The organism is Parabacteroides sp. PF5-6, assembly GCF_029504695.1.
Taxonomy (GTDB): domain Bacteria; phylum Bacteroidota; class Bacteroidia; order Bacteroidales; family Tannerellaceae; genus QVMG01.
Window position 1 is genome coordinate 40,476 of the sequence record NZ_JAQFIN010000012.1, and the last position, 25,174, is coordinate 65,649.

The 25,174-nt window shown below is 50.2% G+C and carries 19 protein-coding genes; 6 read left to right on the forward strand and 13 right to left on the reverse strand.

Features of this window, described 5'->3' with window-relative positions; all coding sequences use genetic code 11:
* Positions 1-2 precede the first annotated feature (2 nt).
* The 3 genes from M2133_RS12785 to M2133_RS12795 all read right to left on the reverse strand — a co-directional run bounded on the left by M2133_RS12785 (position 3) and on the right by M2133_RS12795 (position 3,433).
* Positions 3-920 carry a histidine kinase gene (locus M2133_RS12785; protein ID WP_277466558.1) on the reverse strand — a complete coding sequence of 306 codons (918 nt, stop codon included), beginning with the start codon at positions 918-920 and terminating at the stop codon, positions 3-5.
* Between the two features lie 366 nt (positions 921-1,286).
* The gene (locus M2133_RS12790) at positions 1,287-2,717 is read right to left on the reverse strand and encodes a HAMP domain-containing sensor histidine kinase (RefSeq protein WP_277466560.1); all 1,431 of its coding nucleotides are present in this window, start codon (positions 2,715-2,717) and stop codon (positions 1,287-1,289) included.
* Positions 2,714-3,433, reverse strand: coding sequence for a response regulator transcription factor (locus M2133_RS12795; RefSeq protein WP_277466561.1), 720 nt, complete (start codon positions 3,431-3,433; stop codon positions 2,714-2,716). Before M2133_RS12795 ends, M2133_RS12790 begins: the two co-directional genes overlap by 4 nt.
* 152 nt (positions 3,434-3,585) lie before the next feature.
* On the opposite strand from M2133_RS12795, the gene M2133_RS12800 reads away from it, so the two are divergent.
* The 6 genes from M2133_RS12800 to M2133_RS12825 all read left to right on the forward strand — a co-directional run bounded on the left by M2133_RS12800 (position 3,586) and on the right by M2133_RS12825 (position 9,163).
* Positions 3,586-4,158: a phosphatase PAP2 family protein gene (locus tag M2133_RS12800; RefSeq protein ID WP_277466562.1), complete on the forward strand. Its 573-nt coding sequence runs from the start codon at positions 3,586-3,588 to the stop codon at positions 4,156-4,158.
* A 97-nt stretch (positions 4,159-4,255) separates the two neighbouring features.
* Positions 4,256-4,387, forward strand: coding sequence for a hypothetical protein (locus M2133_RS12805; protein ID WP_277466563.1), 132 nt, complete (start codon positions 4,256-4,258; stop codon positions 4,385-4,387).
* A gap of 413 nt (positions 4,388-4,800) precedes the next feature.
* Positions 4,801-5,163: a BlaI/MecI/CopY family transcriptional regulator gene (locus M2133_RS12810; protein WP_277466564.1), complete on the forward strand. Its 363-nt coding sequence runs from the start codon at positions 4,801-4,803 to the stop codon at positions 5,161-5,163.
* Between the two features lie 3 nt (positions 5,164-5,166).
* Positions 5,167-6,870 (forward strand): M56 family metallopeptidase, encoded by a 1,704-nt coding sequence (locus M2133_RS12815; RefSeq protein WP_277466565.1) that lies wholly within the window; start codon positions 5,167-5,169, stop codon positions 6,868-6,870.
* Positions 6,848-8,098: a DUF4934 domain-containing protein gene (locus M2133_RS12820; RefSeq protein ID WP_277466566.1), complete on the forward strand. Its 1,251-nt coding sequence runs from the start codon at positions 6,848-6,850 to the stop codon at positions 8,096-8,098. The genes M2133_RS12815 and M2133_RS12820 overlap by 23 nt, the downstream gene beginning before the upstream one ends.
* An 18-nt stretch (positions 8,099-8,116) precedes the next feature.
* Complete coding sequence (locus M2133_RS12825; RefSeq protein ID WP_277466567.1) at positions 8,117-9,163, forward strand: carboxypeptidase-like regulatory domain-containing protein; 1,047 nt, start codon at positions 8,117-8,119, stop codon at positions 9,161-9,163.
* A gap of 33 nt (positions 9,164-9,196) precedes the next feature.
* Here the strand turns inward: M2133_RS12825 and M2133_RS12830 are convergent, their stop codons facing one another.
* The 10 genes from M2133_RS12830 to M2133_RS12875 form a co-directional block, all read right to left on the reverse strand.
* Complete coding sequence (locus tag M2133_RS12830) at positions 9,197-9,424, reverse strand: hypothetical protein (protein WP_277466568.1); 228 nt, start codon at positions 9,422-9,424, stop codon at positions 9,197-9,199.
* 241 nt (positions 9,425-9,665) lie between these two features.
* Positions 9,666-11,012, reverse strand: coding sequence for a BACON domain-containing carbohydrate-binding protein (locus M2133_RS12835; RefSeq protein ID WP_277466569.1), 1,347 nt, complete (start codon positions 11,010-11,012; stop codon positions 9,666-9,668).
* Between the two features lie 376 nt (positions 11,013-11,388).
* The gene (locus M2133_RS12840; RefSeq protein WP_277466570.1) at positions 11,389-12,408 is read right to left on the reverse strand and encodes a FimB/Mfa2 family fimbrial subunit; all 1,020 of its coding nucleotides are present in this window, start codon (positions 12,406-12,408) and stop codon (positions 11,389-11,391) included.
* A gap of 454 nt (positions 12,409-12,862) precedes the next feature.
* Positions 12,863-14,998: a hypothetical protein gene (locus M2133_RS12845; protein WP_277466571.1), complete on the reverse strand. Its 2,136-nt coding sequence runs from the start codon at positions 14,996-14,998 to the stop codon at positions 12,863-12,865.
* 545 nt (positions 14,999-15,543) lie between these two features.
* Entirely contained in the window at positions 15,544-17,997 is a 2,454-nt protein-coding gene (locus M2133_RS12850) for a hypothetical protein (protein WP_277466572.1), read from the reverse strand.
* Positions 17,998-18,108: 111 nt separating this feature from the next.
* A complete protein-coding gene (locus M2133_RS12855; RefSeq protein ID WP_277466573.1) occupies positions 18,109-20,550 on the reverse strand; it encodes a hypothetical protein in 2,442 nt (813 codons plus the stop codon).
* Between the two features lie 135 nt (positions 20,551-20,685).
* Positions 20,686-20,859 (reverse strand): hypothetical protein, encoded by a 174-nt coding sequence (locus tag M2133_RS12860; RefSeq protein WP_277466574.1) that lies wholly within the window; start codon positions 20,857-20,859, stop codon positions 20,686-20,688.
* Positions 20,860-21,082: 223 nt separating this feature from the next.
* Entirely contained in the window at positions 21,083-23,539 is a 2,457-nt protein-coding gene (locus M2133_RS12865; RefSeq protein ID WP_277466575.1) for a hypothetical protein, read from the reverse strand.
* An 82-nt stretch (positions 23,540-23,621) separates the two neighbouring features.
* The gene (locus M2133_RS12870) at positions 23,622-24,113 is read right to left on the reverse strand and encodes a DUF3868 domain-containing protein (protein WP_277466576.1); all 492 of its coding nucleotides are present in this window, start codon (positions 24,111-24,113) and stop codon (positions 23,622-23,624) included.
* Between the two features lie 127 nt (positions 24,114-24,240).
* On the reverse strand, positions 24,241-24,813 hold the full coding sequence (locus M2133_RS12875) for a DUF3575 domain-containing protein (RefSeq protein ID WP_277466577.1): 573 nt from the start codon (positions 24,811-24,813) through the stop codon (positions 24,241-24,243).
* Positions 24,814-25,174: the final 361 nt, after the last annotated feature.

Consider the following 25,174-nt stretch of genomic DNA (forward strand, 5'->3'; position numbering starts at 1 on the left):
ATTTATAGATATAATTTTAATTTAACCTGATAAAGAGCATCCGACTCTTTGATCGTCAGCGAATAGCGCTGGCCATACAGGATCTCCAGGCGGGCTTTGACATTCTCCAGCCCGATGCCTGTACTCTTCTTTTTCACCGGCTTGTCCGACCGGGAGTTTTCGATATCGAGGTAGAGCTGATTGTTTTTCTGTTCGAAAAGGATATGGATAAAACCTTTGTTGGAAGGCGAGCGCGATACATGCTTGAAGGCGTTTTCCACGAAAGGCATCAATAGAAGCGGCGGGATATCCTTGTTGGGGTTATCCATCGTCCACGAGCAGGCCACGTCCAACTTATCTTCCCAGCGGAACTTCTCCACATCGATAAAGTCTTTCAGGAATTGGATCTCCTGATCCAGCTTAACCGTTCCTTTCTCTCCGCTATACAATTGATAACGCAATACATCGGAGTATTTAAGCAAGAGGGTCGACGCCAGGTCGGTATCTTTCTGCATCAACACATACAGGTAGTTCAATACATTAAACATGAAATGCGGATTGATCTGGGCATGCAGGAGTTTCAATTGGGCTTCCAGGTTGGTCTGTTGCAATACGGTATATTCATAGTACAACAGGACGACGCAGAACACCAGGTTGCAGGCTATCAGCCCCGGAATCATATCCCCCACTCGCTTTATGTCGGGGATATTCTCCACCGAGTAATAAGTAGAGTTGAAGAATCCTTTGATCTCCAGTATATAGAATGCTTTTTCCACAAGAAGAAGCCCGACAGCCATCAAGGTGACCATAGCGATAAACTTCACCACAAACGGTACGGTCTTCTGACTACGGATTGTTTTCTGGAACAGGGTTTTACTGAAAGAGATAGCAATGATGATCGTGATGGCGCAGAAACAAAGAAAGCAAAAGAAACGCTGCATAAGCGGCATCTCCTTATCTGCAGAAAACCAGACAAGAATGCCTATTAATACCCAATACGAAGTGATTATTAAATGTTTTCTTGTGTTTTCTTTCATGAATACAAAAGTAAAATATTATTGTAAGCAAACCTCTTGGTTTTTCTTTTGTTTTGAGTAACCAGTCATAAGAAAGATCGAATCCGGCTTATGCCCGGTTACTCAAAACGCAGAATTAATAACCTAAACTATAACACACACACCTTCATAAAATTCAACACGAATTCTCTTGTACTACTAATTCTTTCTCTTGAGAGCAAAGATGGGAGGTTTGTTTTATAGAAACAAATTTCTTTGATGAATGGCCAACAGTCTTTGATGACTGGCCTTTTACCGGTTCTTTTTCAGGTGAAAATGGAAGGTTACGCCTTTTCCCGGTTGGCTGGTAGCGGTTATTTGTCCTTTGTGAAAGAATACACCGTTCTTTACTATGGCTAATCCTAATCCGGTACCTCCGAGTTTCCGGCTTCGTCCTTTATCGATCCGATAGAAACGTTCGAAGATGCGCGATAGGTATTGCTCGTCTACTCCTACCCCATTGTCGGCGAAACGGAAATAATAGAAGTCGGCATCTTGCCATTCGCAGGCAATCTCGATATGGCTGCCTTCACCGGCGTATGCGATGGCATTGTCGTAAAGGTTACGGAAGATCGAATAGAGCAGAGAAGGGTTGCCCTGAATCGTGGTATCGTCTGAAATCAGAATGGTCGAGGTCATATTTTTTTCTTTCATCGAAGGACTGCATTCGGCATCAATCTCAGAAACGATTTTGCATAGGTTTACATCCGAGAAGTCGAACATACCGGAGGCCTCGTCCAAACGGTTGAGTACGGAGATATCCCTCAACAGGTCGGTCAGGCGGGAACTTTGCGCATAGCAGCGTTCCAGGAAATAGTTCTTTTTCTCTTCCGACAGGTCCGGGTTGGAAAGGATGGTTTCCAGATAACCCTGAATACTGCTGACCGGGGTTTTGAGTTCGTGAGCCACATTTTGGGTCAGTTGTCTTTTCCGGCGGATATCGTCTTCTTTTATCTCTTGCTGGCGTTGATATAAGGTGACGATATTGCGCGATATATCTCCCAATTCATCGTTGGGGAAGGTGTATGTGATCTCCTGAAGGTCGCGGTTGGCTATATTATTGGCGAAGTCGCGCAGTTTGGAGATTGAATGGCCTATGCTGAAGCTAAACCGGGAGAGTACGATGAAGAATAAGACCAGCATGAACACCATAAAGAACAGAAAATCTTTATTGATCGTAAGGATATCTTTCAGGTATAGGTTATACGGTTGAGCCGAGCGGTAGATATGATCATCAATGCGGCTGGCCGAGTAGAAATAGCGTTTACCCGTAGAGCCCGACGAGCGGATCGCGTAGCCTTCTCCATGTTGTATGGCCAATATCACTTCGCTGCGGTTGATATGATTGTCGAATGTTTCTTTCCCGCTATTATCGAACAAGACGGTTCCGGACAGATCGATAATGGTGACCCGCAGGTCTTTTTGCGGGATCTCATCAATAAACTGCCTGACTAACGTATGGATATCGTCGGTCTGTTTGTAACGGCTATGAAGCTGGTAATTGTAGTTGCTCAAAACGCTATCGAGTTTACCTTTCGTATATTCGGCTTCCCGTTGATACTGAAAGATCAGAAAGCAGGCCGTAAACCCTAAAAAGATAGAGAATACCGACCAGAAAAGCCTTTGGCTGAAAGGAACTCTTTGCTTTGGCTTTTGTCGCTCTTTTTTCTGGTGAAACATCATACTTCAAAGCAATAACCAAATCCGAGACGGGTCACGATATTCTTGCCGTAAGCCCCAATCTTTTTTCTTAACCGGGTGATGTTGACATCGATTGTCCGGTCCAACACATACACTTCATCTTTCCATATCCGCGCCAGGATCTCTTCACGCGAAAGGACTTTGCCTTTGTTCTCGAGCAGCAGTTGCAAGATCTGGAATTCTTTCTTTGTCAACGCTATCTCCTGAGCGTCGACGGCGGCTTTGATCCTTGTCGTGTCCAGAGACAAGGTTTCGTAAACCAATAATTCTTTTTCCGGCGCCTCTTCTTTGTTTGCCGTTCGCCGCAATACCGCTTTCACTCGCGCAGCCACCTGGCGGATCGAGAAAGGCTTGGAGATGTAATCATCGGCACCCAGATTAAAACCGGTCAGCATATCATTCTCCGTATCTTTCGCTGTGAGGAAGATAATGGGTATGTCGGCGGTCTTCTCGTTTTTCTTTAACCGACTGGCCAGTTTGAAGCCGGAGATTTCCCCCATCATCACATCGAATAGGAGTAACTGATAAACTTCCAGATCCAACCCTAAGGCTTCTTCGGCGCTGTTCGCCGTGTCGACCGCATACCCTTCGGTTTCCAGATTGAATTTAAGGATTTCACAGAGATCCTCCTCATCGTCGACAACCAGTATGCGGATCTTTGCCGTTTTATCGTTTGCATTCATATCAATCATAGCCATACGTCAAATGTACTTGTTTTTCGACAAAGTACCGGACTAATTGTTACAGGAAAATGTAATACGTATGACAATTCTGTGACATGTACACGCTTTCTTTTGTAACTTTACGCCATGAAAAGGGTTATTTATATAGATTAATAGTTTATTTAAAGATGAATTTTCCGGATTGGGACAGAGAGCTTTTTGTTTTTCTCAATAATAAACATACACCGTGGCTGGACTCCGTTATGACTTTCCTGAGTTCTTATATCACCTGGGGTGCGGTGGCGTTATTGGTTTTCCTCGTTATCTTTTTTGGTAAGCGGCCCAACCGGAAGGTCGCCGCGTTGTATTTGGTGTTAAGCGTGGGCTTGACGTTGTTTTTGAACAACCTGGTCAAATGGCTGATTATGCGTCCCCGCCCGGGGCATGAGGAGATTCTGAAAGAACTGATCAATCAGCTGGAAGATCCGGGAAACAGTTATAGCTTCTTCTCGGCCCATTCTTCCAGCTCTTTCTGCCTGGCGATGTTTTCTTTTCTTTACTTCAAACATAAAGCGTACGGGATATTTATCTTCGCCTGGGCTATGGCCGTGGCCTACAGCCGGATCTATGTCGGGAAACATTATCCGCTGGATGTATTGGTCGGCATCCTCTTCGGCCTACTGATGGGCTGGGGAGCGTATAGGCTGATAGTATCGGTAGTTTATCCACCCAATACCGGTATTTCCTCGACAAACCACTAATATTTTGTGCGCAAAGTACCGGTAGTTTGAAAAAGGGAGCTGTGGCGGGTCTTCCAATATTTTGAAATTCGAAGATCTCCAAATGAATGAATAGCAAATGGACTATCTTGCCGGCCTTTGGAAAAACCCTGCCGGCCTTTTGGAAAACCCTGCCGGCCTTTGGAAAAACTCCGACGGCCTTTTGCAAAACCCTGCCGGCCTTTGGAAAAACTCCGGCGGCCTTTTTTAGCAGAGGTGGAGGCTTGGTCGTTAAGGGGAGGATGTTAACAAATGCAAACAGCAAACAGGGGTAAACCGATCATCCTGAACATAGTTTTTCGTTTTTTTACTTACATCATACAGCCGGGGCAGCCGACAATGTTAAACGGATCACTGCCGGGGCTCGCCAACAGGTTTCGGAAAGTTACTTACAGGATTTTTAGTGCTTTTCTTACTTCCCAAAACAGCTATATGGCTGATATACAGATACGAAATAAAATCCTGTATGATGCAAGTAAAAAAACGAAAAACTCTGTTCGGAGGGTATTTTGGGGAGTTCCGCTCCCAAAAAGCACTTCTTTAGCATTATTAACTAAACAATTTAGTTTATAAACTAAATAAAATAGTTTCTTTGCGGAAGACATGATAAAACAACAACAACGGATGAAAAGATTAACAACAAAAGAAGAGGAGATCATGGGTTGGTTCTGGAAAGAAGGGCCTATGTTTGTCAAGCAACTGCTTGAGTTTTATGCCGAGCCCAAACCGCATTTCAATACCCTGTCGACCATCGTGCGGGGCTTGGAAGAGAAAGGCTTCCTGTCGCACCATACGTTTGGCAATACCTATCAATACTTCGCGGCGATCTCGGAGGCCGACTACAGCAAAGGTACCCTGAAGAACGTGATTGCGAAATATTTCAATAATTCCTACCTGGGCGTGGTTTCTTCGTTGATCAAAGAAGAGGATCTTTCGGTCGACGAACTGCGGCAGTTGTTGGATGAGGTCGAACGCGGAAACGAATAAATTATGGGTGCCTTTTTTGTCTATATCGTAAAGTCGTCGTTTTGCCTGGCGTTGTTTTACCTCTTCTACAGGCTGTTGGTGACGAAAGAGACTTTCCACCGTTTCAACCGGATCGGGATTCTGTGTTTGATTCTCTTATCGGTCGTGATCCCGCTGGTGACATTCTCGGTCGAAGAGCCGGTGGTGGTGCAACAATCCTTATTGGACCTGGAGACGCTCCTAATGATGGCCACGATGTTGGGCGCGGAAGAGGCGGTGACGGTCACGCCCCTGTGGATCCGCCTCGTGTTGTGGGGCTATCTGTTGGGCAGTCTGATCTGCGGCATCGCTTTTCTCTGTTCGTGTGTCAGCATATTCCGCATCCTGCGACGGGGCAAAACGGAAGAACGCCTGGAAGGCGGTATCCGATTGGTGGTTACCTCCGATCCGGTGGCGCCTTTCAGTTGGATGAAATGGATTGTGATCTCCCGGAAAGACCGGGAAGAAGGGGGACGGGAAATCATCAGCCACGAAATGGCGCATATCCAATCGCGCCACTCTTTGGATCTCCTACTCACGGAGATCTGTATTTTGTTTCATTGGTTCAATCCCGCGATCTGGCTCTTCAAGCAGGAATTGCAGAACATCCATGAGTACGAAGCCGATGAAAAAGTGTTACAACAAGGCATCGATGCCAAACGGTATCAATTATTATTAATTAAAAAAGCTGTTGGTTCACAGCGCTTCACTTCTATGGCCAACAGCTTTAATCACCAATCACTTAAAAAGCGAATTCTTATGATGATGAAAAAAAAATCCAATCCATGGGCCCGGTTGAAGTACGCGTTCGTACTCCCGTTGGCAGCGCTGGCAGTCGCCGCCTTTGCCCGTCCGGAAATCTCTCAGGAGTTAGAGAAGATTTCTTCGGTCAAAATTAGTGAAATTGTTCCGATTAAAGAAGTTCCGGAGCAGAAAAAAGTAGAAACAACGGTCACGGCGACGGATACGGTGACGGTAAAAGCCGACGTTCAACCGCAAATCGTCTTCGATATTCCATTGGATGGTGTCAAACTGGGTGATCTTCAGTTGAATGATATTCAATGGGATAGTATCAAGTGGGATGATATTCAATGGGATGGTATCAAGTTGGATGATATTCAATGGGGAGAGCTGGATCTGCAAATGGAGAATCTGCAGACCAACCTGAATGATCTGGCAGTGACCCTGGACCTGAAAGGAACGCTGCTTTCTATCGATACCACCAAGATGGGGATGCAAAAATTAAACAAAATCTCCGAAGCCGACTGGCAGAAGCTGCAGGAAGTTAATAAAGAAATCGCTCTTATGTTTGCTGATAAACAAGCGGAGATCGAAAAGATCATGCAGGAAAAGCAACCGGAGATCGATAGGTTGATCCAGGAAAAACAAAAAGAGATCGAACTGTATATGAAAGAGAAACAACCGGAGATCGAGAAGATGATAAAGGAAAAACAGATAGCGATCGAAGAAGCTCAAAAAGGAATGCAGCCGTTCTGGGACAAAGACGCTAAACCGCTGATCCTCCTGGATGGCGTGGAAGTGGAAAGTGTGCACGCAATCGCCCCGGAAACGATTGAGAGTATAAGCGTATTGAAAGATCAGGCGGCAGCAGATAGCTATGGAGAGAAAGGAAAACATGGGGTTGTCATAATTACATCGAAAAAGAATGCAGCTAAAAAAGTGGATTAACAGCGGTTTGTGTGTGTTATTATTCGGGGCATGCGCTCCGGCAGTAGAGCAAGGAGATAACCGGATCGATATCGCCTCCGCCTTCTCCGATCAGCAGACGTTAAAGGCTTCGGACTATTTCTCCAAGGTACGTTATGTGGCGTTGGAAACCACCGATGAGAGTGTGATCGGTAACGGAGCGAATATCACCATCCTGGACGATCAGATTATGGTGACCACCGCGAAACAATGCCTGTTGTTCGACAAACAGACCGGGCGTTTCCTGACTACCGTCGGACATCATGGCGAAGATCCCGAAGGCTATCGCAACGCCAACGGCTGGGTGAACCCTTTGACGCGGACGATCTGCCTGGACAGTTGGCATCGTTCCTGGTGTATGTATGACCTGAAAGGACAGTTCCAGCGCAAATTCACCTTACCCGAAGGCATGGCAACCAGCGGTTCGTTTGTCGCTTTGGATAAAAAAACCACCGTCGCGCATACGAGCGATTTCCTGGGCGAAGGCACGGAGAATGTGCAGTTCTTTACCGAAGACAGTGTGTTGCATACCCTGGTGTTGCACGAGCAGGATCAGGATTACAATGCCGGCAATATCGCGTCGATCTCCGTCTTGAAAAGCGAGAACAACCGCGAGGTGTACGGCTCCACCGGCGCCGGAGTGATTATGATCTACTTCAAGGATGCGCCGGGCAAGGCCTATATCCATCTCATGAATCTGCAACGGATGTGGGCGGTCGATAATCAGGCATATCTCAAGACCGAACATAATGATACGATCTACCGGGTGAACAACTATGCCCTCGAACCGGCTTATGTCTTAGACCTGGGTAAGTACCACTGGCCCTATGCCGAACGGTTCAATACCGAACACGATCACGCCTTGATGGTCACCCAGATCCTCGACAGCCGGGAACTGATGATTCTGCGCCTCGTACAACATATATATACCGACGACAAACGGAAAGCCTTCAACGCCATATACAACAAAACAACCGGTGAGGTTCGCATCGGACGCATCGAAGAAGGCATCCTGGACGACCTGACCGGCTTCCTGCCCCTGCGTCCCGAAACGATCTCTTCGCGAGGCGAATATGGCGGGCTGATCGAAGCAACGGAAGTCGTCGAATGGTTCGAAAAACACGGTTCAGCTAAACTTTCTCCCGAAATCGAACACCTCAAACGTGTCGATGAAGAAGATAATCCGGTTATCGCTTTGATTGAGAAGTAATTTGTGTATATTCGCAATATGAGAAAGCTTCTGATATATTGCGTCCTCTTTTTGTTCCCTTTCTTATCTGTGACGGCACAGGTACTAAAGGGAACTGTTTTTGATAAGCAGACGAAAGAGTCGGTGATCAATGCCAATGTATATCTGGAAGGTACCTCCTACTTCACCATTACCGATGCGGATGGGAATTTCGAATTGAAAGTAAACAAAAGGGTAAACACCCGCTTGATTATCAGTCATGTGGCCTATCATTCATTCGTCGCCGAGAAACCTTTCGAAAGCATACCTGCGGTGATCGAACTGAATGAAAAAGAAAACCGGATCAGCGAAGTCCTGGTGAAAGGCGACAAACCGAGGTTTAGCCGCAAGGAGATGATGCGGGCGTTCAAAGATCAGTTCCTGGGCACGAGCAAAGCCGGACGTTCCTGTATCATCCGTAACGAAAACGATATTTACTTCCATTACGACCGGCCCAATAAAACCTTAAAAGCCTTTTGCGACGCTCCGGTTGTGATCGAGAATAAATACCTGGGTTATATCATTTCGATGGAGTTGTTGGTTTTCGAAGCGGAGTATTACGAGGTTAGTTTGTGGAACAAAGCTTTTAAGCGGGTCTTATACCTCGGCCCTACCTCCTATCAGGATGTCAGCCAGGGGAATTTAGCCATACAGAAACGACGGGAAAGGGCCTACAATGGTTCGTCGAAAGAATTCTTTCGTTTATTGATTGATAAAAAACTAAAGAAGTCCCCCTACACCATCCCTTCCGTTCCGCCGGAAAAGCTCTTTATAGTAACCAATGACCCGCAAGCGGAAGACACGAAAATTATCCGTATCCACCCGAAATACTATGAGTATAAGGATACGTTTGCGCCGCATGCCGACAGCTCCTCTGTCGTGATCACAGTCTTACACAAGCAGGAACCGACCTATTTCGAATTCAAATCGAACACCTACCACTCCGACGCTTACGGCAACATATACGATGTGCGTGACCTTGTCGTTTCCGGCAGCATGTCGAAAACCCGCATAGGCGACACCCTCCCCCTGGATTACGAGCCTTAACCCCCTTCCTTACACCCCTTACACCCCTTTCCCTTAAACCGGCACCTCCCAATCCATGATCCGGCTTAGGCCTTTGGGGCATGTATTAAGCTGTGGAATAAAATCCTGCCCACCTACTTCCTGATTAAGGTCTATTTTTTGTCTTTTGTATTCGATAGCCGGATGGGCATCATCGCCAAAGGTAAACAACAGGGCAAAAAAGAAGACAAAGCTAAACAGATATTTTAGCCATCGGCTGGAGAAAGAAGATTGATCAGTCATAAGTGAGAAGTTTGAAGTGAGTTGTTTTGAAGTAAGAAGTAAGGAGATAGAAGTAAGAAGGTTGAAGTGAACGGTTGCCGGAGCGAACTCCGGACAACCGTCTTCTGGAGAGATATTCAAGGGTTAGTAATCCTTAGTCAATTATGAATTTTGAATTATGAATTATGAGAACTGGGTTGTTTCCTTTTTCTCATCATTCATAATTCATCATTCATAATTAGCAGAAGCTTCCGCTTCTGCTTTACTCCTGCATAATGATCACCGGCTGCAGAATAGATTTCTCCGCGGCGTTACGCACATAGAGGATATAGGAACGGGCGGCGCCGGTGGTATTAGCTTCTACCTTGACGGTGAAACCGGTGCCTACCTCGGTCGCGTCGACACCCGAAACGGTGATCCAGTCGATCTCCGTCGGTACGGCATCGACCGTCCAGCGGCTGGTGGCTTCGACCTTCAGTGTCAGTGTAGCGCCTGCCGCGTCGACAGCCATCTTATTGTCGGCGATCACCTGACCGTCTTCGTCCAATACCCGGATCGTGCCCGGCTCAACGGGAGAGACCACGCCGGCACCTTCTTTCCATTCGTCCACCTTCAGCGTAGCTGCCAGGTCGGAGATACCCGATTTCTGGATCTCGATGATATAGCGGTGGTTGGCGGCGATCTTCAGGTGTTCCATCTCATCGGGATCATCTGCTTTCGGAGCCATAAACTTCACGGGATAGACCTGTTGTGTCTGCGTACCGGTCACCTTACCGACCAGGGAGAGCTCCGTTTCGCTCGCGCCATCCGCGCCCAGGTTCAGCGTCGGGTAGATATAGAACACACTCTGGCTCTCGCCTTTGTTGGCGTTGGTGATCTTCGTAAAGTCGATCGCGTTCATGGCGATGGTCTCCGTCTGATCGGTTGCCGAAGCGTTCTTAAAGAGTCGTGTCGAAGGGCGTGCGCCGAAGATCAGGATCTCTTCGATCTCGAAGTTCGAGTCGCGGGCGATATTGCTCACGTCGAAACGTGCCATGCGGCGGGTCAGGTTCACCGTCTGCGCGCCGCTCAGGGTCGTGATATCGGCTACGGTCTGTACCTCGGTCATCAACAGCGGAGCGGTGATCGGCTTGGCCGGTGTCAGCGGGTTGACGCTAAAGTCTTTGAAGGCACCCAGGGTGGTCACGTTCGCTTTGGCGGTATTCAGCGAGATAATATCCCGTCCGTTGCCGACAAAGAAGAACACTTTCGCTTTGTTATCATCGGCCATCGGCACGGAGATCTTGGCGCTCACCACCTCACCGTTGCTGGTGATCACGAATTTATTGTCTTCGGCATCGTCGCCTTCTTTGCTGTGGTAGATACGTTCCAACACGGCATTGTCGTCATTGCCTTTGAACACATAGATATCGAGTGTCGCCAGTTTGTTCTCCGCTTCGGTAGCGATATCCGCCCGGGTATAGGGCACCACCTTTCCCGCGGCGATGCCGGGGAACTGATAGACCAGTTCTTTCTCCCCATCCGGCACAAACAATTGGTCTGCCGGATCATTGCTGCAAGCAGCGAATAATAAGCCCGAAAGGGCGATTAATGCAAGTTTCTGTTTCATTTTCTTTTTGTTTTTAATTAGAAATTGTTGTTTTCTTTTTTTCTTTTCTTTCTTTTCTTTTCTTTCTATTTAGGAACTCATAGGAATTCATAGGAATTCATAGGAACTCATAAGAGAAGGGGCGGTTCATAAGGTTCTTATAAGTTCTTATGAGCTCTTATGAGTTCCTATGAGCTCTTATGAGTTCCTATGAGTTCTTAGGAGCTCTTATGAGTTCTTATGAGCTCTTATGAGTTCTTATGAGCTCTTATGAGTTCTTATGAGCTCTTATGCTCTTATGAGCTCTTATGAGTTCTTATGAGCTCTTATGAGTTCCTATGAGTTCTTATGAGCTCTTAGAAGTCCTTAGGAGTTCTTATGAGCTCTTAAGAATTCCTTAAACATTCCCCCCAATCGTGCCGCCATTCTCCCAATCGGAGAAGACCATCGGCGACACCTCCACCCGATCGTCATAGATCATCACCTGGATGCGGAACTCCTGCCGCAGGTTACGGCTGAGGCCGAGCTGCATGGTGCGGAAGTATTTCTCCAGGTCGAGATCTTTGATCAGCTGCTGCTCACCGGCATAAACGGTAAAGAGCGGGTGCGACTGGTCGGTCAGTCGATTGGTGACAAACTCCGCTTTGAGCGCGCGCGCGATATCCATCGTTGCCTTCAGGCGATAGTCGCGCGTATGCCCCGTGCCCTTCTCCATCACTTCGGGGATCCGGTGGGTGATGGGGTTGGTCGATGCCGCGCTTTTCGACTCGGTATACTCCGGGAAGAACCCGTAGACCGCCGGCACATCGCGCAGTTCGAGGCTGAAGTCGCGTGTATTGGCAGGCGCGTTGCGTGCCCATTTGACGACGACCTCCAACAAGAGGTGGGCGTGCGTCATGCCCACGCGCAGGCGCTGCGGCTTGTCTCCGCGGACCGAGAAGGTGGTGTACCCATAATAGAGCGGATCGATATTGCCGTGTTCCTCTGTATCGCCCCATGCCGCCTGTTCGGTGGCATAAGGTGCCGACAGGCGGATGCGCGCCTCTTCGAGTGTGGTGGTGCCGATCTCCGGCTCCCACCCCTGTTCGAGGCGCGAGAGATTACCCCAGGCCACAGCGGTGTACTCTCCATCGGGCAGCGTCAGGGTCGAGACAAACGCCCGTTTGCCACTACCGACCGGCAACTCATTGATCTGATAGAGCAGTCCGCTCTGGTCGAACACATACTCGTTGATCCGGTAGATATAGTTCGCCACCATATTCTCCTCTTTGGTCCATTCGCGGGTGTACCAATATTCCAGTTCGACATTATAAGAGCAGGTCAATACCTCTGTATCGACGGCACATGAAGTAGGTAGTGTCAGGATCATCCCTACCACCCCAATCCATAGTGAAGCTATGTATCTTATCCTTTTCATGATCGCGGGAACTTTTCGGCAACGGGAGGCAATGCCTTTCCTGTTACCGGCCGGTTCCGAATACTCTTATAAATTTCTCTCCAGTGACAACTTGATAATGGATAATTGTTAATTGATAATTGCTTTACGCTTCGCTAAGCGACCGTTGGTTGGCAATTAATAATTCTCCATTATCAATTATCCATTATCAATTAACAATGAGGGGCTGCCCTCTTTCTTTATATTCCTATGGCTTCATAGGATAGGTTCTATCTTGGCTCCTCTCCTGGACAGGAGAGGGGGACCATCGCTTGCGATGGTGGAGAGGTTGTCTCTCTAAAAACTACCTCACAAATACCTTTTCAAAAAACAACCACTCCACCGCTGCAAGCAGCGGTCCCCCTCGCCTGGCCAGGCAAGGAGCCAGAATACCATCATTGCGCATATCTCTTATGCTCTTCCCTCGGGAGAGGAGCTATTCCTGGATGCAGCGGATACTCTGTGTCGCAACCGGGAAGCCATAGTCAATTACAGTCGTACCGTTTGGATTGATTAATATCCGGCCGGCTTTACCTTTAGCGGATAAGCCCGAAGCCCAGTACAAACCGCCGGCACCTCTGGAAAATGAAGCCCCATCTCGGGTACACCATCCTGCCAATGGTAAGATCAGCTCTGTGCCTGCCTCATCGCCCTGAATTACAAAGCGGAGATTAGACACTTCATGTACACCCGGTGTTTTGGCATCCACAATCTTCTTTAACTCATCCACTCGTGGCAATCGCCAGCCTTTCGGGCAAGGACTATCATTTACATTCTTACTCCAGAGCAAATCTCGAGTAGGTTTGTAGGCATCTTCGGCAATCAACCAGTCGTTTTCTGCTACTGTGCTAATAAAGTTATCCTTATAATCTGTGGACGCCTTCGCATAAGAAACCGGCCCTTCCACCATATTGCTTAGTGATCCGGTAGTCGGCACTTCCAACTTCGTCCCATTCCTCCCCCATTGAAAAGTATACCCCATAAACGCGAGGTTATCCCCTGAGGTCGTCGTTGTCGCGCCTACATTCACCGGTGCCCAATACTGGCCGGCGAATTTCACGGGTTTCAGGCCGGCGATGCCGTTATAGTCGGGCAGGGAGGTGAAGATGATGGAGTCGGCATTGTTGTAGTTTGCCGCGTCGCGGATATATACTTTGATCTCGATAGGCACCTGTTCGCGCCCTTCCTGTGAAGGGATAGCGATGGAGTAGGCTTGCGAGAAAGTCGTCTTCTGCGTCGCGGGATCGATCTTCGCTTCGGCGGGCGACTGCGTGACGATCGCCTGCAGACCTGCCGCGTCGGTGATACCGATCGAAGAGGCTGTCTTGTTATAGAGGCACGTCACATCGAAGGTCGTCGGGCTATTGCCTTCGACGGTGAACTTCATCGTGGCACCTTCCGCCAGGTCGTTGATATCGAACGCGCGCTTGGCAGCATCCCAGCGTGTGGTCTGCGCCGGCGTGAACTCAATATCTTTCAATACCACCGGATCCTGTGCCGCGTTGACTTCGATCGTGCGGCCGTCGCTCCAGTCTACCGCCGTGAACGTCCAGTTCAGGTCTTTATTGTCGCCCGTAGGCATCAATTGCAAGGCGTAGCGTGTGTTGTGCACCAATGGCAGGCTGTTGCCTTCGCCGTCCACAAAGTCGATCGTCTTGTCGATCGGCAGGTTCGTATTGTAGTACGTGCCTTTGACGCGGATACGTGTCGGCTCGGTATTGTTGCGGTTCGATGCCGGATAGAGATAGATCTGTTTGATCTCATCAGGTTTCTCCGTCGTGGGTGTCACCACCGGGAAGGTAGCGGCCACCTCCAGCGCGTCCACCTCGTCTTCATCGTGTGGCAAGAGGAACGAGCTGTTTTTGGGGTTGACCAGCTGTACCGAGGTGAGGTTGAATTTCTTCGTAGCGTCCGGATCCAACAGTTTCTCGACATATTCCACATCGAGGCGCACGGCCATACGTTTCATCGCTGCCGTACTGATATGGTTCTTGCCTTCGACCAGGGTCACGTTCTGCTGGGCGAACATCAGGAGCGGCGCGCCGGGCGACTGGGTCACCTTCTTGGTCAGCATCGCTTCGAGTTCTTCCCAGCTCTCGAGTTTCTTGAGGTCTTCCGTCAGGTCGAGTGCCGGATCCGTATGCTGGTAGTTGGCGATAAAGATCACATCCGAGCCTTTCTCGGTATTAAATCCTTCGCTGCGTACGCGCACGGTGACGCTATACACGCCCTCGCTCTTTTTCACTAATGCCTCTTCCATGCCCATGGGCGATTGCAGGTCTTCGGTCGAGAAATATTTGCCAAAAGCACCCGGCTTGTATTCCGGCGCGTCTTCGTCGCCTACGCCGTATGTCTGCACAAAGCAGGCGAGGCTTCGGATCTCTTTCTCTGCCGCTTCGGCGGTGAAGTCATTCTCATCGGCACGGGTACGGATATCGCCGATACGCATCGAGAGCAATGCCGTGCCATCGCCCGCCGGAAGGATCTCGAGCGGGCCTTCCTGCCCTTCGCTGCAGGCAAAAGCCAACAATAACAAGGCAAGGATTGTGGTGAATAATATTGTATGTTTCATTTTTTTTGTTTGTTTCTTAATCAGTTATTTCTTTAATCAGTTGTTTCTCTACTGTGTTTATATCAATTGGACTATCTTGGCTCCCCGCCTGGTCAGGCGGGGGGGACCGCTGCTTGCAGCGGTGGGGCGGTTGTTCCTAAAAGACTTTTCAAAGACAATATTTCAAAGACAACCTCTCCACCACCGCAAGCGGCGGTCCCCCTCTCCTGTCCAGGAGAGGAGCTTTAGATACCATCCTTTCATCCATCATTAGATACCATCATTTCATCATCCCAGGATACCCTCCTTTTTTCCACCCTTAGAGATCATGCTCCAAATTTCCCTGCATGAAACAAAAGTTTCCCCTACATGGAACAAAAGTTTCTCCGGCATGGAACAAAAGTTTCTCTTAGGTGGAACAAAAGTTTCTCCTGGGAGGAACAAAAGTTCCACAAAAAAAGAGGGGGTGGAACAAAAGTTCCAGCTTGTCAAAATGCCTGGAACGAAATGCGTTTGATATCCGTTCCGCTATCGATTCGCTTCGCTAAGCGAATCGGGGGATTCCCTTAAAGGGATTTCACGCAACGCAGGGCGAAGCCGTAAGAGACGTAGTAGGTGCTGACGGTTACATTATTCGCACCATTGAGAGAGAAGAAGTGGCCTCGTGAGCTGGTGTCGGGATACTTCTCGGAGGTCCATAAATAACAATTGGGATACTTAATCAGGTCGCTGACACTTCCGTCACTGCTCATGATCCGCCCCGTCTGCGGAAAGTATAACGCCTGTCCATCGTCGCCGGTGACCTTCCAACGTTTTTGCGCGTCTTCCCGAACGGCTTTGCGTTGTCTTGCCGTTTGAAACTGATCGGCTTCTGCCTTGGTCGGCAGGCGCCAGCCGGTGGGGCAGGGGGTATTGGCCGGGGTACTCCAGTAGGCGTCGCGGGTGGCGTGGTCGGTACCGGAGTTTGTAAGCCAGTCGTTTTGGGTGGCAGAGCCGCCAGTATAATAAAAAGTACCATTCTCCCGGTTGCTCCAGGCGGTAGGTCCCTGCGTTGTAGTAAACGTCCCATGTATATCAAACCCATTATTCGTCCTTCCCCATTGATAATACTTTCCGGTGGAAGCCAGTGACGGATTGCTATTATCCACGCTGGTGGCGCCGACATTAACCGGTGCCCAAAGGAGATTACCGATACGCACGCCAAGTATACTCGGGCTAGGATAGTATTCGACAACCCTCTTCAGTATAAACTTATCAAACTTCTCCGGCTTAATCGCATTGGCAATCTTCACCTCGGCTTCTACCGAAAAATTCACCATTTCGGGGAAGACAATCTCATACTCTTCTATCACATAATTGCCTTCCTTTGTTGTCTTTTTTACTTTTATATCCGAGGCGGTAATGCCCAGATAGCTTAGGTTTCCTGAAGTTACCGTTAACTCCGCCTTCGAACTATGGAAGGTCTTGACCTTAAAGGTGATCTTAAAGTTGCCTTCCGGACGGTCGACAAAGAATGTTTTAGAAGGTAAATGCCAGTTGCCATTTGTGACATCCCCCCCGGCTGCACTTAATAATTTCGGCGCTTCAATCATACAATCGAATTCGGGCAGGAAGATTAAGCGGAAGCTTTCGTAATAACCCGGTTTGGTTTTGCTTTCCAGGCGGATCTCCATCTCGAAAGCGGTGGTGGGTGCCGCCGGGAAGGTGATGGTATATTCTTCTTTGACCACGGTGGCTTTGCTCTCAATGCTCGCGTTGCTGGTGATAAAGGCGTCTTTGCCGGCTTGGTCGGTGATGCCGAGGTCTGCCCAGTCGCCGTTTATAAAGGAGATCACGGCATTGGTGTTCTGCAGGTTATCGACCGTAAACTTGATCTTATCGCCGGCATTGACCGAGCCCAGGAGGCAGGCTTTCATCGTATTGTCCCACGTATTGGCGGCAACCGGCTGGCCGGCGGCGTCTTCGAAGGTCATATTGCTGGCGACGGGTTTCTGGTATTCGGGCTTGACGGGGATGACGGTGCCTTCCGACCAGTCGTCGACCGTAAACGACCAGTCGATACCCGATTGGTCGGCGGCGGGATTGAGCGTGATCAGGTAACGGGTATTGCGTGCCAGGGCGATGATCTCACCGTCTTTCATCAGGTCGATGCGTTTCGCGTAGGCGACCCCGTCGAGCGTGCCGCGGATCAACAATGCCGTATGGGCAACCGATCCGTCGTTGGCGGCTTCGTAGGTATAGATGCCCTCGACGCGTTTATGCTCGATGCAGTCGACCTTCGTAAAACCCGTCTCCAAAACCGGGATATTATACGTATCCTCATTGCCCGGAACCAGGTAAGCCTGTGTCTTGGGGTTGATCACCTCGACCGACTGCAACAGGAACGGTTTCTTCGGCGCGTCGAAAGCTTTGTTTTCGATATCGAATCGGGCGACAAGGCGTTCCATACTGATCGATTCGGTGGTCTTTGCCGTATGCGAGAGTGTCACCTCTTTATAACCGAACATCAAGAGCGGCCGCTTAATGCCCGCGGCGGTGGCGGCAGGGGTGGTCAATTGCAGAAGATCATCCCATCGCGTGACAGTTTTCAAGGCTGCCTCCAGTCCGTTCTCTTTGTAGTTGGCGATCACCGCCACATCACTCTTTCCCGCTACGCTGGGGCTTTGCACCTCGAGGTTGACCTCAAAGCTGCCATCGCCATTATCTTCGATATCGTTTTCATCGTCGATAAAATACGGCAGGAACACCCCTTGTTTGTAGCCTGTATCACCCGGCTTGCCGAAGTCTTTGGTGCGCACAAAGCAAGCGATCGACTTCACCGTAAGCTCTCCCGGCAATATATTTACCTGGTCGGCACGCGTACGTACGGATCCGATCTTCAAGGTTAACCCAGCCATATCATTACTGCCCGGACCAACCGGGCTTACTGGTCCCTCCGGCCCCTGGCCGAGTGGCTCGTCCTGGCAGGAGGATAGGAAAGCTCCCGCCAGGAGCAGAAATGTTACTAAATAATGTTTCATTTTCTTTTTGTTTTTAATTGAACTTATTGTTTACTATACTTCAGTAATATCTTTTTGCCTTAATTGCTCTAATTCCTTAAACCCCTCAAACTCCTTAAGATCCTTCACTCCCTAATCCCCAACCCTCTTCACACACCGAACAGCATTGCCCTGCGCCGCAACGATATTATTATTTTGTATCTTATCGCTACCCTCCAACAAAAGAACATACGCGTAGTTGTATCGGCCTAAGTAAGCTTCGCACGCCCATAACCGGGTCTGGGGTTCTTCCGGCGATTTAACCGTTCCGTCTTTGTAATTGATCCATCCGGTCTGGGGGATATACAATGTCTTTCCATCATCGCCGGTGAAACGCCAGCGTTTCTGCTCTGTTTCCAACGCGTAATTACTCTTGGTCGCGCTTACAAACTGAAGGACTTCCGTCCGGGTAGGCAATCGCCAGCCTTGGGGACAAGGGGTGTTTGCCGGGCTGAGCCAAAAGGCGTCGCGGGTAGCCCGCTCGTTTCCGTAATCTCTTACCCAGTCGTACTTGGAAGCAATCTCCGGCGTATAATAAAAGATCGTGGTATGGCGTTTATCCCAGCCGACAGGTCCTTCTTCTATTGCCGGCGCCGGATACTGGGTGAACGGCGTATTGCGTCCGAACTGGTAGAAGTATCCGGTGGAAGCGGTCGAGGGGTTGGTATTGTCGGTGGTGGTCGCGCCCAGATTGAGCGGCGCCCAATAGGTGGTGCCGAAGCGTACACCCGCCAGCCCGTCGTCGCCATATCGGCCGGGCAGGTTATCGAGCACGATCACAATATCGTAGCCCAGCGGATTATTTGAGCTTGAGATAATTAGTTTCGCCTGCACGTCCTCCATGATCGCTGCCGGGAAGCCGAGCTCGAACTCCTGGACCGTGTAGTCGCCTGTCGTGCGTTGGGAGACTAATCGGATATCTGTCTCTGTCACCCCCAAGGCATTGATATTACCGGAAACGGGCTGGAGGCTGACATTGGCATTGCCGGTGCTTTTGACCGTGAACCGGATCTTATTCTTGGGCTTGTCATCTAAGCGGAAGGTTCTCGTCGAATTGTTCCAGCCATCTTCTATCCGTACGCCTGTCGCACTTTCCATCCAGGCATCTTCCAGGACGCAGAGATACGTCGGGTTGGAAACCAAGCGGAAGGTTTCGAAATAGCGGGGGTTGGTGGCACTTTCGACCCGTACCTCGGCGACAAACTCATCGATAAAGGCAGGGAATTCGATCACATACTCTTCCTGGATCAATAAACCGTTGGAAGCGGAAGCGCTCCGTTGCACAAACGCTTGTTTTTCGGCATCGGTGGTGATGCCCATCTGTGCCCAGGTGCCTTCGGGGAAAGAGATAGAGACGCGGGTGTTCTGCGGGCTGTCGACGGTGAACCGTATCTTATATCCGGCCGCTATCTGTTTCAATAAGGCGGTGCGGGTGTCTTCCTGCCAGGTGTTTGCCGTGGTCAGGGCTCCTTTGTCATCTTCGAAGGTGAAATTTCCCAGGATCGGCTGCTGGTAATCGGGCTTGACGGGGATGACGGTGCCTTCCGACCAGTCGTCGACCGTGAACGACCAGTCGACCCCTTGTCCGTCGGCAGCCGGGGTGAGTGTGATCGCGTAGCGGGTGTTACGTGCCAGGGCGATGATCTCGCCGTCTTGCATCAGGTCGATGCGTTTGCTGTAGGCCTTGCCGTCGAGTGTGCCGCGGATCAAGAGAGCGGTATGGGCGACGGAGCCGTCGTTGGCGGTCTCGTAAGTGTAGAGCCCTTTGATATTTTTATTGTCCGCGCAATCGACGGCCTGGAAATGACCATCGAACACAGGGATATTGTATGCTTCATCGTTGCCTCCGATCAAGAAGCTGTATTGTTTGGGGTGAATGATCTCGGCGGATTTCAACAGGAACGGTCTCTTTGCCGCGTCGGCTGCTTTGTTCTCGATATCGAAGCGGGCGACCAGGCGTTGCACGGGCAGGGTCACGGTCGTCTCCACGGTATGGGAGAGCGCGACTTCTTTATAACCGAACATCAACAGCGGCGACCGGATACCCGCGGCAGTCACCGGGGCGGAGACCTGTTCGAAAAGTTCATGCCATTGCGCCACTTGCTGTAAGGCAGTCTCCAGACCGTTCTCGCGGTAGTTGGCAATGACGGCGATATCGGTCTTGCCGGCTACGCTGGGGCTTTGGATATCCAGGTCGATAGAGAAGCTGCCGTTCCCCTCGTCGGTGATCTCGTCGTCTTTGAAGAAGAACGATTGGAACACACCCTGGCGGTAGGTCGGCTCGCCCGGCTTTCCGAAGTCTTTCGTGCGCACGAAACAGGCAATCGATTGGATATCGGTCTCTCCGTCTAATACTTCGACGACATCGGCACGCGTACGGACGGATCCAAAGCGCAAGGTCAGCCCGGCGATGAGATCATCGTGGGGACCGTACGGATCGGGAGCCGGTGTATCGGGGTGGATAGACACATGCTGGCAGGAGGCAAGGATGGCTCCGACCAGTAAGAGGAGAAAGGATGTCGTTGACAGTTTCATTTTTTTAGCATTTCTTTTTTGTTAGGAATTCATAGGAACTCATAGGAACTCATAGGAATTCATAGGAACTCATAGGAATTTGCACCTTGGTCGTTATTTTATATTTTACTCATTAGTAATTAAGTAGTGATTACTTTAATTACTTTGACTACTTAGTCTTCTTCGCTGCTCCGAAGTGGCGATCAGGATCGTGCCTTCGCAACAGAGGATCTTCCAGGGCGGCTTTTGCATCGGGGCCGGCAGGCGGTTCCGATGGTGTACAGGCCATAGGAAGAGGGATAATTGCAAACTATTTTTTTCTCTTTTCATACGCATAAGCTATTTTGTCCTTCGCTGGGCGGAGGAGCTTTTGGGCTTGTAGGCCGTTGTTTGTGAGTGCTAATTTGTAGGTCATAATTTCTTTTTTTTAGGAGTTCTTAGGAATTCATAGGAACTCATAGGAATTCATAGGAATTCATAGGAGTTATAGGAGTCAGAAGTTCTTATGAGTTCTTATGAGTTCTTATGAGTTCCTATGAGTTCATAAGGTGCTCTATTCCATCAATACCTCCCTCACACACCGCAGCCCATAGCCGGAGGCCGGATAGTCCGCAGTAACCGTGATACTCAGGTCGCTATTAATATGCAGGGCGTATCCCTGTTGCTTACCACTGCCATCGGCAGCCCAGAGGGCGATATCCCGGAAGAGGGGGGCGCTGTTGATCTTGCCGTCGTTGGGACGGATGTTCCCCATATAGGGAAAATAGAGCGGTTGGTAGTCGTCGCCGATGATATACCGGCGCGACTTCTTGTGCTCGCCCTGTACGGAGCCGTCGCGGCTGTCGCGCAGGCGGATAAACTCGGCCTGTGTCGGCAGGCGCCATCCTGTGGGACAGGGGGTATTGGCGGCGTTGCTCCAGAAGGGGTTGCGGATATTCTGGTCGGTGGAGTTCGACGTAAGCCAGTCGAACGGTGCCATCGTGTTATAGATAAACTTGTCTTTGTAGGCACCCGTGGTCGCGTAGGCCAGGGAGAACGGTCCCCAGGAACTCGCCGGTTCGGGGTTTTGCGTGAATGCTTTGTTACGGCCCCATTGGAAATAGTTTCCGGTGGAGGCGGTCGAGGGCGAATCCGTCTCGAGCAGGGTCTGCCCTACGTTGACAGGCGCCCAGTAGAGGTTGTCGATCCGCACGGCACGGGTGTTCGTACCGGGGTAGATCGTATGGTTGGTCGTCAGCGTGAGCGACGTGCCGTAGTCGAGGTTGGCGGCATTCAATAGATGCAATTCCGCATGGACATCGGCGGCAGGCGCTTGCGGGAAGACTATCCCGTAGTAGTCGAGGGTATAGATACCGTCGACTTCGGTATGGTACTTATAGATCAGGTCATCGACCGAGTGGACACCCAGGTCGTCGAGTCCGTCCTCGGTGATGCCCAGGTAGTAGGTCGTGCCCTGGATCGAGCGTACGGCAAACCAGATGGCATCGTGGGGCTGCACGTGGTCGATCAGGCAGGTCAGCCGGTCGGGGAACCAGGTATTGGCACTAATATCGTTGCCGTAGCCATCGACAAAATGCAGGTCTTCGATCGCACACGTATAGTCGGGGGCGAAGAGCAGGCGGAAACTCGTGAAGAGCTCGGGCTTGGCACCGTTCTCGATACGTATCTCGATCTCGAAGTTCTCGAGCGGTTTCTGCGGGAAGGTCACTTCGTAGAGCTCGCGCAACTGTCCCTCTTCGAGGTAAGTTTCGAGCTTCTGCACAAAGGCTTTGCGCGCTTCGGGCGTCTCCAGTCCCAATTCGTCCCAACTGCCGTCGAGCAGGATCACCTCGGGCTCGGTGCTCTGGATATTATTGACCACGAAGGTGATGCGATAGCCTTCGTCGAGGTCGTCGAGGTAGGCGGTCTGCGTCTCTTCGTTCCAGAAACTGCGCGCGCTGGGCTGTCCCTCATCGTCGGTGAAGGCGATATCTTTGTATTCGGGACGTTTGAATACGGGTTGCACGGGGATGGTCGTTCCTTCCGACCATTCGCTGACGGCAAGCGACCACTCCACCTCGAGCCCTTCGTCGGCGGGCGCCAGGCGGAACCGGTAGCAGGTATTGCGCGTGAGCGGGATGATCTGTCCGTCCTGCATCATCTCGATGCGTTTGGTATAGGGCTCGCCGCCCAGTGTGCCTTTGATCAACAGGGCGGTATGGGGCACCGAGCCGTCATTGGCGGCCTCGTAGGTGTAGAGGCCGTGGATATGGATGTTGTCGTCGGAATGCCATTCTTTATTGCCCGTCGGACGCACGGGGATATCGTAACTGTTCTCGTTGCCTTCGACGATAAAGGTATATTTCTTGGGGTTAATGAGCTCGACGGAGGTCAACAGGAACGGCTTACCGGGTGCGTTGGCGGCAGCATTGACGATATCGATCCGGGCGACCAGGCGCTGCAGGTGGATCGTCTCGGTCACGGCCAGTCCCTGGATCAATGTGACCTCTTTATAGCCGAGCATCAACAAGGGCGGCTGTACGCCATCGGCGGTCGTCTCGGCGGAGACCAGGGTATAGAGATCGTCCCAGGTCTTTACACGCTGCAAGGCGTCGGTGAGACCGTTCTCGCGGTAGTTGGCGATCACCGCCACCTCGCTCTTGCCGGCGAAGCTGGGGCTCTTGACACGCAGGGAGGTGGTGAAGGAGCCGTCGCCGTTGTCGGTGATATCGTCGTCGGTCAGTAGATAAGAGCGGAAAGCACCCTGGCGGTAGTCGTCGTCGCCCGGCTTGCCGTAGTCGCGGGTGCGCACGAAGCAGGCGACGGAGCGGATCGCATTCTCCCCGTCGAGCGGCTGCACACGCTCGTCGGCACGCGTGCGGACCGTGCCCAGGTGCACCACCAGGCCGGCAACATCCTCACCCCATGAGCCGGGGGGGATCAGGTCGGTATGGAGCAATGTCTCGTTAGAGCAGGCAGTCAAGAAGAGGCCTGCGATAAGGAGGAGTAATATGTTGGGGCGAGAGGGCATTGTTGTTTTTTTTTAGGGCTTAGGAATTCATAGGAGTTCATAGGAACTCATAGGAATTCATAAGAGCTTTTTGCTTTTTTCTTTAATTCCTTAAATTATCACTAAGCACCTGCTTATCCTTCATCACATAGCCATTGCTTTCGAATGTCTGTTGCAAGGTGAGGGCGGCCTGGTCGAGCCAGTGGCCGTAGGGGATCTTTGCCTGATAGTCCAGCGTGTAGACGTTTTCTTTTCGGACCGTGGTATAGACCTGGTAGGGCTTAAGTGCGTTTATCTGTCCGTAGAGGTTACGCCGGCGTTCGTCGTAGCGGTGGCGGAGGCGTCCGGCATAGACGATCGGCGGCAGCAGGGCTTTCTTCTCTCCCGCTTCGATGGCCAGGGCTAACTCGAGCGACTGGTATGTCTTGATCTCTATGCCCGTCAGCTGGATCCGGCAGTTGAGCTGCAGGCTGTCGTCGTCGATCTTAAACACCACATCGGTGATCCGGATCGGCTCCGCCTCCTGCTGTGCCGTGGCCGTAGCCACAACCACCCAGAACAGTGTTATTATTATATATATGTAATAGCGTTTCATCTTTTTCTTTTTTTATCTTTATTATCTCCTTATCTTTTTTTATTCTTCTCTCCTCCTATCTCCTATCTCCTATCTCCTATCTCCTAACTACCAACTACCAACTACCAACTACTGACCACTCCTCTCCTCAATACAAAAAATACACCAGCGTCACCCCCGCCCAAGTCGGGCCGATATACGAACGGCTGGCCTGATCGACCAGTTCGCTGCATCCGGTGCAGGAATACTTATCATAATCAATCTGCAGATAGCCGGCGCTGACGGAGAATTCCAAGCCCCAACGGCCTTTCAATACCAAGTGATATCCGTAGGTCAGGCCACCGCCATAGAGGTTGCCTTTGTAACGGTATTCTTCCAATCCGGGAATAAAGGAGATATTACCTATATTATATTGTGCGTATGTCGCATGGGCACCGATGAAATGGCCCATAAAAGGTTTCCATAGCCAGAAACGCGGCTCGACCCGGGCCATCCAATGGCGCAGGGTCATCTCGTCGGGCAGTTCCCAGGGATTGTATCCGGTCGAAAAATCAAAAGTCCACCGGTTGGACAAGGCCACTTCGGCACCGATATTCGGCGTGCCGGTCGCCCAGTAAAACAGATTCGTTTTTTCGGCTACCTTTTGTGCATCTATCTTTCCGGCGACGGAGAGTAAAAGCAACAACAATAGTATATTCCATCTTTTGATCACAGCATTCATTTTTTATTGAAGCCTATCCGGTTTGCACTATTCTTATTTATACTTTACGCGATGAAGTACACGGTCAGAGGTTGCGTTATGACTTCATTGTTTTTCGTCATCACGAATTACTTTTTCTTTTTCATAGCGAAATTAGAGAGAAGTAAGAGGCCAGTCAAGCATTAAAAAGACAAAAATGCACCTTCTTTTGTGGCAAAAAACAACGGTAATCCGGAGATATCCTCTTTTGAGATTGAAATGTGCATTTTTGCAGCGTTTGAAATACAAATACTGCCTTAAAACAACCGTTTTTTTCCTCTTGGGTACAAAAGTGAAAGGCTACAGGCCGGAGTTGTGGCACTTTCTGTCTTGGGATTTTTTT

What these genes read in the sequence shown, in the direction of transcription:
- M2133_RS12845 (WP_277466571.1), bottom strand. Translation starts at nt 14,998, where the DNA reads ATGAAACATACAATATTATTCACCACAATCCTTGCCTTGTTATTGTTG.
- M2133_RS12860 (WP_277466574.1), bottom strand. Translation starts at nt 20,859, where the DNA reads ATGAAAAGAGAAAAAAATAGTTTGCAATTATCCCTCTTCCTATGGCCT.
- M2133_RS12865 (WP_277466575.1), bottom strand. Translation starts at nt 23,539, where the DNA reads ATGCCCTCTCGCCCCAACATATTACTCCTCCTTATCGCAGGCCTCTTC.
- M2133_RS12785 (WP_277466558.1), bottom strand. Translation starts at nt 920, where the DNA reads ATGCAGCGTTTCTTTTGCTTTCTTTGTTTCTGCGCCATCACGATCATC.
- M2133_RS12800 (WP_277466562.1), top strand. Translation starts at nt 3,586, where the DNA reads ATGAATTTTCCGGATTGGGACAGAGAGCTTTTTGTTTTTCTCAATAAT.
- M2133_RS12810 (WP_277466564.1), top strand. Translation starts at nt 4,801, where the DNA reads ATGAAAAGATTAACAACAAAAGAAGAGGAGATCATGGGTTGGTTCTGG.
- M2133_RS12790 (WP_277466560.1), bottom strand. Translation starts at nt 2,717, where the DNA reads ATGATGTTTCACCAGAAAAAAGAGCGACAAAAGCCAAAGCAAAGAGTT.
- M2133_RS12875 (WP_277466577.1), bottom strand. Translation starts at nt 24,813, where the DNA reads ATGAATGCTGTGATCAAAAGATGGAATATACTATTGTTGTTGCTTTTA.
- M2133_RS12825 (WP_277466567.1), top strand. Translation starts at nt 8,117, where the DNA reads ATGAGAAAGCTTCTGATATATTGCGTCCTCTTTTTGTTCCCTTTCTTA.
- M2133_RS12805 (WP_277466563.1), top strand. Translation starts at nt 4,256, where the DNA reads ATGGACTATCTTGCCGGCCTTTGGAAAAACCCTGCCGGCCTTTTGGAA.
- M2133_RS12830 (WP_277466568.1), bottom strand. Translation starts at nt 9,424, where the DNA reads ATGACTGATCAATCTTCTTTCTCCAGCCGATGGCTAAAATATCTGTTT.
- M2133_RS12855 (WP_277466573.1), bottom strand. Translation starts at nt 20,550, where the DNA reads ATGAAACTGTCAACGACATCCTTTCTCCTCTTACTGGTCGGAGCCATC.
- M2133_RS12835 (WP_277466569.1), bottom strand. Translation starts at nt 11,012, where the DNA reads ATGAAACAGAAACTTGCATTAATCGCCCTTTCGGGCTTATTATTCGCT.
- M2133_RS12820 (WP_277466566.1), top strand. Translation starts at nt 6,848, where the DNA reads ATGCAGCTAAAAAAGTGGATTAACAGCGGTTTGTGTGTGTTATTATTC.
- M2133_RS12795 (WP_277466561.1), bottom strand. Translation starts at nt 3,433, where the DNA reads ATGGCTATGATTGATATGAATGCAAACGATAAAACGGCAAAGATCCGC.
- M2133_RS12870 (WP_277466576.1), bottom strand. Translation starts at nt 24,113, where the DNA reads ATGAAACGCTATTACATATATATAATAATAACACTGTTCTGGGTGGTT.
- M2133_RS12815 (WP_277466565.1), top strand. Translation starts at nt 5,167, where the DNA reads ATGGGTGCCTTTTTTGTCTATATCGTAAAGTCGTCGTTTTGCCTGGCG.
- M2133_RS12840 (WP_277466570.1), bottom strand. Translation starts at nt 12,408, where the DNA reads ATGAAAAGGATAAGATACATAGCTTCACTATGGATTGGGGTGGTAGGG.
- M2133_RS12850 (WP_277466572.1), bottom strand. Translation starts at nt 17,997, where the DNA reads ATGAAACATTATTTAGTAACATTTCTGCTCCTGGCGGGAGCTTTCCTA.